Here is a 10,781-nt window from a genome sequence, read left to right on the forward strand (position 1 = left end):
GCATTTGATGGAGCATCGGGTGTGGCACAAACACCGACGGCGTTAGGATGGCAATAAAGCTCGCGCTTTATTGAACCATGAGCATAGACTGAAGACAGGTGCCACGACGAAATAAGTAAGGTAGGCGCTACTCATCACGCGATGAGTAATCCACGTATATCAGCATGAGAACCGACGAAATTACTTGCTTCATCTATGCGTTAACACTATCTCAAAATAAACAAAAGGCTCTGAAATGTGGGAGCAGAAACTTCTACGCTCTTATTGACAGTAGGGGTCATATCAACGCCACACAAGGCTGCAAACGATGATTCTTTCCTTAATCGGTTGGCGTTGTCTACAGTCGCAACTAAGAGCGTTGCAGCCACATTTGTGCCGACCCCAAACCTTGACACAAGGCTTTGAGCTGTGTTCAAAGTCAGTTTTTCAAAGCATTATCAAGAGATTTTACTTGGTCATTAAGGAAGTTCCAACGTTGTGCCAACAGCACAAGCGAAATCATTAATGGCTCGCTACTATTAGAGCACCGAGCTAAGCGTGCGGTTGCACACGCACTAGGCTTTGGCTGGTAAAGGGACTGTTTTAGCTCATCAGGACCTGATACAAGAAGAGCTCGTATATGATTCATCGCCTGAGTTCTTGCTTTGACAGCGCTATTGCGGGTCATTAGCAGGCTCCGTAATGACTCGACTGGTCCTGCATGGTTTTTAGGAATGACTGCTGCTTCTCCAGATAATACGCTTCTAGCCGCATTCTCTGAATCTATAACGTCTGTTTTGCCTTTCAGACGTATCTCCATTTGATTCATTCGCATCACTTCATATACATCAATACCATTCTTATCAAGAATTTAGTCAGTTCAGCACCAGAGCTTCCCGTACCTTCGATGCCAGCTTTTTGAAGGAACCCGTAAGACTTACACCATGCTAAGTGCTCACGATAACCTGCAAGATCGACACTAAATGACTTACTTTTAACAACCTGACTAAGCTCATTGATAAGTGTTGCAACATGAAGATCCAAATGAGTATCTACACCTAAATACAATTTGTAGCGGGGATCGTTACTGTTCATTTAATCACTCTCCTGTGTGAATCGCCCAGCAGGACGGGACACTGGAGATGCAATACAAAGCTCTTATTAAGTTACAACTGAGTCGATAGAATTGAATAGACTCTTTGAAAGACAGGTCAATACAAAGACATTTCAGCCAATCCCAGCACGGGTCAGTACAAACAGTCTGTACTTATATTCTAATCTCAGTATCCCAATAGTTACCTCGACGGCCCATGCTTTGAGTGATTCTATATCTCCATAGTAGTTGACGATATTTCTTACTCGTATAGTGTGGCAACCTTAGTCCGAGTGGAACATCACGCCAGGTGGTCTCCCTCAGCTCTCATAAGCCATGGTTAACGCCTTCCCAGTCAATGCGCTATCTGGTGAGTGATATATTGCACAACCAAGGATTTTTTGAGCGAATAAGCCAATGACAACAGCTAGATAAGGCCATCGTTGCCCCGTCCAGATGTAGGTCACATCGCCACACCAGACTTGGTTTGGCTCAGTTACCGCGAACTGACGATTAAGATGGTTAGGTATAGGAGCCTGCTCCTGCTGTGTTTTTCTGTACGTATGTTTTGGCAACTGACTAACTCTAGTTCTTTCATGAACTTACTCACACGGTAACGACTAAGCGGAATACCTTTTGTTGTCACTATGTCTGCAATGGTTCTCGCTCCGGGGGAACCATTGCTAATCTCATGAGCTTGTCGAACTTCGGCGCGAATAAGTACACGCTCTGACGCTAGAGCTTTATTTCTATTTACCCAATAACGATAACTACTGCGATGAACCCCGAACACTTCGCAAAGCTGTTTCACCGCATAACTCTTCTTGAGTTTCTAGATCATCGAGAACCGTTCAGGGAGTCTGACATCAAGAGAGCAGTAGCGCTTTCTTAGCCAACGATTGAAGTTGCTTTTGATAGCTACCATCCAGGCGGCCTGCGGTCAGATCATCAAGCAAGCGAGTTAATCGGTAGTATCTGACCGTTTGTTGTTGGTCGCAGGAGCTGGTTGCAAGTGCGCAGCCAAGATACGTTTTACCTGCTCCTGTTGGGCCTGTGCTCAAGATGTTCTGGTGCTTGTGCGGATAACTCCCCGTCAGAAGTTCGCTCATCTTTTTGCGATTGAGGTTTCGTCCCTCTTTGTAGATGAGTTGGCTCGGTTGCGCATACACTCTCAGTTTAGCTTGTCGTTTTAAGCGTTGGATTTTGCTCTGACTACGGTTCAAGATCTCGCTTTCCAGAAGAAAGCTTAACCTCTCCTTGAAGTCCAGCTCTGCGTAAGTAGTCAGTTGCTCTTGTTGCTGTCGCCGCATGGCTCAAGCGGAGGTTTTTGAGTTGATGATTGAGTGCGTTCATATCCTTTCTCCTAGTGATAACAGTTTGGGCCTCGAACATTACTGTGAACAAGGTTCGGCGTATTCGCTTTGTCTTTACTCAGTTGCCTTTCACGATTGTTCTTGAGTAGATTGTTGACGAAAGTGTAATTGGGTTTTGTCAGTATTAGTGAATCTTTACAGGCTTGCTTTAGGCGCGACTCTCCATGGGCTTTGCTTAGGTTGAGTAAGCGCTCAGGCGACCACTTTTGATTTTGATGATTACTCGGCATGTGCTCTGGTTGAGGGCTGTTTCCGCGCTCCCTTTGGCTACGTGGGTGCTGGGCGACCAAGTTACCTTGATGGTAAATTTGCACCAGACGGTTGGAGGCTTCTAGCTCAACATGGTGACCAACAAGTTGATGAGGAACCGAGTAGTAGTGACGGCGATATTCGATGTGATAGTCAGGCCCGACTTTGGCTTGTTTGGTTTCGGTATATAGGTATCGCTGCTTAGGTAGCGGCTTCAATGCAGGTTTATCGAGTTTGTCGAACAGCGCTTTAAGACTTGCACCATACTGTTTCATCTCACGTTGGTTTAAGTCATTCATAAGCTCACGAATGGCGAGGTTCGGTTCTTTGAAGGTATGGAAGGTTTGGTGTCGTAGCCGCATCATGATCCAGAGTTCAACTAGGGGCACGGCATTCTCTGCTTTGGCTTTGTCTTTCGGTTTGTAGGGGCGAGCAGGCATCACAGCGGTTTGATAGTGATTTGCCAGTTTTTGATAGCTGTCGTTAAGTCTCGGCTCATAGCGATTGGTTTTGGTGACCGCGCTACGCAGATTATCGGGAACCAAGATCTGTGGTATACCGCCGAAGTGTTCGAACGCATTCACATGCGCCTCTAACCAGTAAGCCTTACCTTGACTAGGGAAGGCTTCAACATAGGTGTAATTTGACGCGCCTAAGGTCGCCACGAACACTTCGGCTTCGCGCACTTCACCTGTATCAGGGTTTACCACTTGAAGCCGAGGCCCGCAGTAATCGATAAACAGCTTGTCACCTGCGACATGGAGCGGACGCATGTTGCGCTTTTTGGTTTTGAACCAGCGAGTGAAGTGCTCGCAGAACTGAGTGTAAGCGTAAGCTTGTTCTTGCTCATGGTATTCCTGCCAGAGCAACATCTTCGTCATACCTTTACGTCTGAGTTCGACAGCGTATTGAGTGAAGTCTGACATGACTTTATCGCGACTGGCTTTCTTGCCGTGATACAGAGCTTGAGTGATATCAGCACCGCTACAACTTTCAGGCAGAGGCCAACCAAGTTGGCTTTGTTTAAAGCGAGTAAGGAGTTCCGATATGGTGGACGGGCCGAGTTTAAGGCAAGAAGCGATGCTGCGATTGGAGAGACCGCAGCCGTACTTAAGGCGTAATACCTCTTTGATTTTGTTCATTGGAGTTCTCTTTTTTGCCACGGTCGCTTCCTTACTTTCTTGTTTAAGAAGTAAAGAATAGCGAGCTATTGATTTAAAAGAGAAAAAGGTAGGGTTTCGGACATTCCGATCGCGGTTTTCGCTATTCCGAACACCGATTTCGGAGATAGGTCAAAAGTGACCGGATAATCGCGGAATCAGTGTTCGGTTTAAACCGAAATAGGTGATCGGATAATCCCGAAATATGCAAAATCTAAAACGCGCAAAACCATTTAATGTGGTTGTTGTTGCTTTAGTTAATAAGCTCGCAAAAATAGCGTGGTCTGTTTTGGGCACAAATAAAGAATTCTCACTAAAAATTTAAACCAGATTTGCAATGATGATAAGTGAGGACAAAATGGTTAGACCACCAGATTGAAACTTGTTGAGTGAACAAGCAAATTAAAATGCTTCGATGGTTATGAAGACAATCTGGCGCGGATCTCATCGCAGAGCGAAGTTGTGTAGTGACTTCATAAAAACTCTGAATACATTGGCGCAAATCAGCACGTTATTATTTACTTGCAAATGCGGGGCGTACCATACCTTCAGTCACTCTTATAGTGGTGAACAACGCTTCATACGACTTCAGGTCGCACGGACATAAACGAGTTAATGATGTTTAATTACTCTTAATTTTTCTGCTCATATTTTTAGCTATCCTGCGCTAAATCAGAAAGTGTCAAAGTCCAAGATTACTGCTTTAAAGAGCGTAAAGCCTCACCTAGTAGGTCTTCTGGCGAAAGGTTAGAGTGAGTCTTTATTATACTTTCGATTCTCCTTGTAGACAAAATTTCACAAGCCTTTCCTTGACCATCAAAGTCCTCTTGTCTTTTGCCGTATGCAATATACACATTAATGAAAGTGCATTCCCTCTCTCTCTCTGAGCAGTTAATTTTGCGGAGTTTTTTTTGAAGACCTTCAAACATTCTATCGAGGATTTGGTCACTATTTGCCTTAGTAAAGTGGCTATAGACTTCAGAGATAGTGCTATTTATTGATAGCTCAAACCTATGTACTTCTGGTTTCATTTAAAATAACTCAAGTATTATTGGGATTTGTCTTACACATACTATAACCAAAAACACTAAAAGTTATTGGTTAATTAATTTAGTCAACTTTGGCTCTTTTTGTTATTAGCTCTTGTCGACAAAGTTAACTGCTTCTAGTTATAAAATACATCATTCCCAAAGCATTGCATTCTTTTGAGTTGGTATCAATGAGATACCAACTTTCTTTTTTAGAGCCTCATGTTGCAACAAAACTGACTTCCACACTCATTGTTTAGGGTGTATCAACATGAACAGTTAAGTGTAACTATTGCCATGTCCTCAGTTTCTGTGCATCAGTTTTTTTACTTTATCCCCTTTGATTCAGTCAGTTCTAGACATAACGTGAATTCTTCAAGATTGATGATTTCCAAGAAGGCTTTGATGCTATGCGTAGCTGGCTTTCTGGCAAGGTTATCCTTGATTGGGAATAGATAAAATGATGCTCTGAATAGCAAAAGTCGACAGTGAAAACTGTCGATTACTACGTTTGCCGCCATTAATTATCTAAAGGATTGATGTGTACAGCTAGTATCAAATATTCTGGAGCAAAATAAGAATACGCTGTAACACCAAAATATCCATTTGTTCATCATAAAATGCGAAGCAAATGTATGCCGTTGAACATGTGTCGCTTAATACAGTGTTCAGTCTGACGAAAGGAAATCATTTTAGTTATTAGTGTCCTTTGACTTTGAACGTAGTACGACAATGTCTACACATGTATTTTGCTTTTACACCTAGAAACTTTTCTATCAAAGTCCGGCGTATCTTTACAATCCATTTTTCCTTACAACAACATGTCATAACAATAACTAAAGTTACTCCTGATACAACAAATCAACTTATGAGATTATTGACTGAAATACAAAGAAGATAGTTAGCACCGAGAGATTTTTTGATTAAGAGTTGCTTATAAAGCAAGTATCTTTAAATGGACTCATTGATTTTCAAGCATCAACACAGATACGCCAACTAATACGGTGTCTTTCATTCATCTCGATCTTTGGACGGATTGTTATTAGTCCTTTGCCGCGTTCCAAGTAAGAAGATGACTATAGTCCTCGCTGCTCATTTGTATTCGCTAAATCATCTTTTTACAACTTAGCTTGATATACCATACTGGCCGAACATCGATTCTTGTCGATAAAGAGATCATGCATAGTGGTATTTTAACGCTACGATTTGCGCTAATAGAGAAGGGCGACATCAATAAGACGGTATAACGATTTCGGCGTTAATTCCTGACACTTCATACTGGTGGTAAGGTTTTAGCATTACGGATCTCCCCACTATCAGCCAACTCTTTGTGGATACGCATTGAGCTACCACGACCTTTACTATTGTCAAAAGCTATTTTGAACTTTTTATCAAGCTTTTGGTGTATTGCCTCACGCTGGGTGATCTTGTGGCGATGCTTAATTCAGTAATAAAATCCACTTCATGAAGCTTCTAACACCATAGCTATGCGGAGAACATTGCAGGTATTCGAACATAAACTCATCGTAATCTACTTTAGTTTTTTTGCGATGTATGGGGTCCACTCATTCTCTGCCAAACTTAAGCATCGGCAGGAAAAGTAAAATGAGGTGTCATCATGCTAAGAACTAACGGAATCGGCATAGACTTAGAGAAAAATCCATTTTAGGTTTGCAATATAAGCCGCCAGGGAGAGTTGCTCTGTAACAAAGCTATCAGCAGGCAGAAGCTTAAGGAGCTCTTTGCTAAAGCCAAACCATCCCTTGTTGATCTAGAAGGCTAGGCTACTTGTCACTACAGGGGGAGATACGCTGAGTCCTTCGGCCACGAAGTGCGTATAATTAGTCCTAAAAAAGTGAAGGCCTATGTTGAGGGTCATGAAACTGGGGCCAATGATGCGTTTGCTAGCGCTAATGCAACATTTCAAATAAGAAGAAAATACAGCAAACCCAAATCGATTGAACAACAAACTTTGATGTATCTTGAAGCAAATCGCCAGTTTCTTTCGAAAACTATCGTGTCTGGTGTTGCACATGCGAAATATCATATAACGAATACGGTATTGTTAAAGGCCTAGCTGCATTAGTGACTTCAACACATTATGAAAGGGATGTTCTACCTGCAAGATGAGTTAAACCATATTCAGAAATAATGAATGCGACCACTAGCCAAATAGAACCCTGTAAAAGACTCATGGCTCTTGAAGGTGTTCGTGAGGTAACCACCTCCATGCTTTATGCTAATTTGGGTGATGGGACACAATTTACTAACGGTCGACAAGCATCAGCGTTTATCAGGCTACCACCTAAGCAATACAGTTTAGGTGGTAAAATGACAATGAAGGGACTAATAAACTTGGCAGAGTTAGGGCTCTTCGCTCGATGCTGTACCTTGGTGATATGTATGCCATATCACCAAGGTACAGCACCTACTAACGAAAAACAGACGTGGCTTATCTAGTTTGTCAATGGGGTCGGTTTCAAAAGGGCTTGTATCGCATTAGCGAACAAAACAGTCAGAACAGTCAGAACAGTTTGCGCAATGCCTCGCTATAACACAAAATATACTTGCTTGCAAAATGAATTAACAGATTACAAATAATTATGTTCAATGGTTAGATCAGCCTACTGAGGCCCTGACTACTTCGCAATGTTATAAAAAGTTTTTTCGCGGCAAGGACAGTAGATACGCATGCATCAAAGGTTAGAAGGTCGCTCCTTGAATGAAAAACCGAATATACGACCGCATCTTACTCCATTGCACATTCTTATCTTGTAAACCCGTAGATTCCATATACGAAGCAGGTGGCAGACCTCTTTACGATATCTTGCTCTTCAGCTTGCTCAGCCAATTGCCTTTTGAACTTAGCAACTTCAGCTGTTAGGGTTTTTCGCGCTGACTGGTATTGGTGTCTTTCCTGACGCCATTTCGCTAACCCTGGCTGTTTCGCTGACGCAGCGACTCGGCTTTGTTAGGCTTTGTTTCCTAATTGGATCTCAGATAGAAACTGCCAATATGGGTGATTATTAGGTTATTTCTATTGTTTTAGGCATACCTAACCCTGTGAGCTTATTCAACGCTTTAATCATGGCGTAGGTTTCACCAACCTGAGCATTATAGTTTCTTAAACTTAATCGCCCACCAAACAGTGTCTTTACACGGAACATGGCCGTCTCTGAAAGTGACCGTTTATGGTAACCGTACTTCTTTTTCCAATGTTTATTTGAGCCGTATAATTTCTGGCAAGCTACCGCCAGATTACGAGGGTGACCTCGCCCCCAAAAAGCAGCACCTTCTCTCGGTGGAATAAGTGGAACAGCTTGTTTAATACGTATGGCTTCGTAGCATTGTCTTGTGTCGTAAGCTCCATCACCGGATATCTCATTGATCCTACGACGAGTTTGATTCAGTAAATTAGGAAGAGCTTCACCGTCGGTGACATTCGATAAACTTAACTCAGCTGCAATGATTTCATGAGTGCCAGTGTCTACTGCTAAATGGAGCTTACGCCAAACTCGACGCTTCCCGTCAGTACCATGTTTTTTTACTTTCCATTCACCTTCACCGTAGACCTTCAGCCCTGTTGCATCAATGGCTAAATGCTGTATTGCGCCTCGGGTCTTTGTCTTGAATGACACATTAACCGTTTTGGCTCGTTTACTGATGCATGAATAATGAGGACATGACAACGGGAGTTGAGCGAGTTTGAAAACAGAATCGATGAATCCTTGTAACGCTCTCAACGGCATCGAAAATACTCGTTTAACCATGAGGGCGGTCGTAATGGCTAAGTCACTAAACAATCGAGGTCGACCTCGTTTACCTTGCTTGAGTTGCTTCCACTGTTGAATCGCTTCTTCATCAATCCAGAATGTCTGTGAACCACGATTGATTAGAGCTTGGTTATATTGTTTCCAGTTAGTTGTTCTGTAGCGAGGCTTTGGCATTGCTCTAAGTATGTGAGTGAACTTAGATGATCTGATCGTAGCTTTAAGCATTAGTTCCCTGATTTAGGAAACAAAGCCGCTTTGTTATGTAATTCAGTGGAACTAAATTAAGAATCTAGGGCGCATCATTACTAACGAAGCTAATAAAAACGGAACATTATTTTTATGGAGAAATTGGTACAAAAGGGCTATTGAATAGAACTAAGAGTTTCGTTAATCAAACTTTTAGTTCAAAAGTTTAAAATAAAAGCAAGGAAATATAAAAATCGTAGGATTAATGTCCTATTAATCTTTGGTGAGTGTATTTAATTTCTTATATTCAAGATTTGTTGGCAGGTAGAAAAATATTTTCGGCGAGATGCTATTGCGCTGACTTAGGTTTGGGATTTAAAATTAATCTAATTAGCGGCAATCAGCTTGCGTCTGAAAGGTTGGATGGGAAATTCTTTTGCGTTTATTCAGTTACCAATGTTTGCATTTGCAAATGAAAGTTCGGTTACGACAATGGAAGAGGGGTGAGCGTTGGTTTGAAGGTTAATAAAAGTTGGCTGTCAATCGTAAATCGTAATTTTCATCTTCGACTCATACGCTTGGTGGAAATAAAATCCATTACAAAAATATTAGTTAATGAAGGTATGTATAAATTATTTAGCAATGGGTTGTGGTATGTGCCTGTTCTTTCTGTTTGTACATTAAATGTTGTAAAATGTAAGGTGGAAAAATGAAAAATGTAAATTTAGATGAATCAAGAATGATTATTGGTGGGAAGTGGGAAATAAATTGTTACGCTCCTAGTTATATTAGTGGTGGGCAAGTTGTAGAACGTGGTTATAATTTCACTAGATACTCCAATGACAAAAAGATGAGCAACAAAAAAGCTAACGACGTTTGTGGTAGCGGTAATTTTTCTCAAGGTTATAAAAGTATTTAGTATTTAATCATGGTGGCGTTTTAAAGAAAGGCGCCACCATTCTTATGGAAGTGAAATTTTGTTTTGTATTTATTCACTATTAGATCTTGGTGTTATGCTTTTAAAGAGGATGGCGGCTTTTTTTTATTTGATTTTTAGGGTAATCATTGGGTTTTGTAATACTTCATTTCCTAAAGTGTGTTTATATACTTGTCTTTCGTTTAGTGCTTTATATTCACTTATTTTTTGTTTGGGTGTTAATGGGTTTAGTGTTAGAAGTAACACAAAAAAAATCGTAGGTAAACATAGTTTTTTACCTAACAAAGCATTTTTTGATATGTATTGTAAACTGTATGTACAGATGATGTGTTATGGCAATAAAGTTATTTGTAATGAAATTAACTTTTGTTCTGAAAAACTTGAAGAATCTAGAGTTGAATATAAGAACCAAACTGGCTGTGATGTTATTTTATATCCGTTGCATGTTTTTTCTGATGAAATAGCAGTGATTGTTGGCTTGGGTGCGTCAAATAATAGATTATATGTTATTAGTGATGTTGATGAAGGTGATTGGAACAAGCGTTGGGGGGATGTCGTTGAAAAATGGAAAAAAAACAATCGAGATTTGTATTTATTCAATCCCTTTGTGAAATCGAAAACTGACGCCTCACGAGGTATAAGAAAAATAGTAAAGAAAGTAAGAAATAATACCGCTGATTTTGCAGTTTTTCCTGACGCACTACCAGAATACACCAGGAGGAGTGGTCAAAGTCACTCTTATAGAAAATCAATATTGTTTGGTAAAGAATCTAATTTACATGCTGGCCCCTTTAATTTTCCTTCTTTAATGCGAAAAGATGTATTACCATATTATATTTTTTTAAAAAATGGGCGTTTGAAAATCGAAATATTACCTATTATTGAAAAAAACAATGTTAAGCATGAGCTTCCATTATTGATAGAGCATGTAATTGGAGGGATGCATTACAAGCAGTGGTTACTTTGGCATTTTCCCTCATTTTTCTATCGACAAGGTTAAATA

Annotated in this window: 7 protein-coding genes and 5 pseudogenes; 4 read left to right on the forward strand and 8 right to left on the reverse strand. The window is 40.9% G+C overall.

What is annotated here, in order from left to right; all coding sequences use genetic code 11:
* Nucleotides 1-418 precede the first annotated feature (418 nt).
* The 5 genes and pseudogenes from L3V35_RS18715 to istA form a co-directional block, all read right to left on the reverse strand.
* Nucleotides 419-808 carry a hypothetical protein gene (locus tag L3V35_RS18715; protein WP_237300444.1) on the reverse strand — a complete coding sequence of 130 codons (390 nt, stop codon included), beginning with the start codon at nucleotides 806-808 and terminating at the stop codon, nucleotides 419-421.
* Between the two features lie 5 nt (nucleotides 809-813).
* On the reverse strand, nucleotides 814-1,074 hold the full coding sequence (locus tag L3V35_RS18720) for a hypothetical protein (protein ID WP_237300445.1): 261 nt from the start codon (nucleotides 1,072-1,074) through the stop codon (nucleotides 814-816).
* A gap of 190 nt (nucleotides 1,075-1,264) precedes the next feature.
* Nucleotides 1,265-1,964, reverse strand: a pseudogene (locus L3V35_RS18725) (IS3 family transposase); the annotation flags it as partial.
* Nucleotides 1,948-2,425: pseudogene (locus tag L3V35_RS18730) on the reverse strand (ATP-binding protein); the annotation flags it as partial. The pseudogenes L3V35_RS18725 and L3V35_RS18730, both read right to left, overlap by 17 nt.
* 10 nt (nucleotides 2,426-2,435) lie before the next feature.
* Complete coding sequence (istA, locus tag L3V35_RS18735) at nucleotides 2,436-3,857, reverse strand: IS21 family transposase (RefSeq protein WP_237300446.1); 1,422 nt, start codon at nucleotides 3,855-3,857, stop codon at nucleotides 2,436-2,438.
* 208 nt (nucleotides 3,858-4,065) lie between these two features.
* On the opposite strand from istA, the pseudogene L3V35_RS18740 reads away from it, so the two are divergent.
* A pseudogene (locus L3V35_RS18740) lies at nucleotides 4,066-4,179 on the forward strand (IS110 family transposase); the annotation flags it as partial.
* 370 nt (nucleotides 4,180-4,549) lie between these two features.
* Here the strand turns inward: L3V35_RS18740 and L3V35_RS18745 are convergent.
* Nucleotides 4,550-4,885 (reverse strand): hypothetical protein, encoded by a 336-nt coding sequence (locus L3V35_RS18745; RefSeq protein WP_237300447.1) that lies wholly within the window; start codon nucleotides 4,883-4,885, stop codon nucleotides 4,550-4,552.
* A 1,675-nt stretch (nucleotides 4,886-6,560) separates the two neighbouring features.
* On the opposite strand from L3V35_RS18745, the pseudogene L3V35_RS25555 reads away from it, so the two are divergent.
* Nucleotides 6,561-7,483 (forward strand): annotated as a pseudogene (locus L3V35_RS25555) (transposase).
* A 194-nt stretch (nucleotides 7,484-7,677) separates the two neighbouring features.
* Here L3V35_RS25555 and L3V35_RS18755 read toward each other — a convergent pair.
* Both L3V35_RS18755 and L3V35_RS18760 read right to left on the reverse strand, forming a co-directional pair.
* Nucleotides 7,678-7,801: pseudogene (locus L3V35_RS18755) on the reverse strand (IS3 family transposase); the annotation flags it as partial.
* A gap of 107 nt (nucleotides 7,802-7,908) precedes the next feature.
* Complete coding sequence (locus tag L3V35_RS18760; protein WP_237300449.1) at nucleotides 7,909-8,829, reverse strand: IS5 family transposase; 921 nt, start codon at nucleotides 8,827-8,829, stop codon at nucleotides 7,909-7,911.
* 721 nt (nucleotides 8,830-9,550) lie between these two features.
* On the opposite strand from L3V35_RS18760, the gene L3V35_RS18765 reads away from it, so the two are divergent.
* Both L3V35_RS18765 and L3V35_RS18770 read left to right on the forward strand, forming a co-directional pair.
* Complete coding sequence (locus L3V35_RS18765) at nucleotides 9,551-9,760, forward strand: hypothetical protein (protein ID WP_237300450.1); 210 nt, start codon at nucleotides 9,551-9,553, stop codon at nucleotides 9,758-9,760.
* A gap of 58 nt (nucleotides 9,761-9,818) precedes the next feature.
* Nucleotides 9,819-10,778 carry a hypothetical protein gene (locus L3V35_RS18770; protein WP_237300451.1) on the forward strand — a complete coding sequence of 320 codons (960 nt, stop codon included), beginning with the start codon at nucleotides 9,819-9,821 and terminating at the stop codon, nucleotides 10,776-10,778.
* Nucleotides 10,779-10,781: the final 3 nt, after the last annotated feature.

The organism is Vibrio sp. L5-1 (assembly GCF_021728315.1).
Taxonomy (GTDB): domain Bacteria; phylum Pseudomonadota; class Gammaproteobacteria; order Enterobacterales; family Vibrionaceae; genus Vibrio; species Vibrio splendidus_K.

Coding starts and splice junctions, on each gene's coding strand:
- L3V35_RS18745 (WP_237300447.1), bottom strand. CDS start 4,885: ATGAAACCAGAAGTACATAGGTTTGAGCTATCAATAAATAGCACTATC.
- L3V35_RS18715 (WP_237300444.1), bottom strand. CDS start 808: ATGAATCAAATGGAGATACGTCTGAAAGGCAAAACAGACGTTATAGAT.
- L3V35_RS18720 (WP_237300445.1), bottom strand. CDS start 1,074: ATGAACAGTAACGATCCCCGCTACAAATTGTATTTAGGTGTAGATACT.
- L3V35_RS18760 (WP_237300449.1), bottom strand. CDS start 8,829: ATGCCAAAGCCTCGCTACAGAACAACTAACTGGAAACAATATAACCAA.
- L3V35_RS18765 (WP_237300450.1), top strand. CDS start 9,551: ATGAAAAATGTAAATTTAGATGAATCAAGAATGATTATTGGTGGGAAG.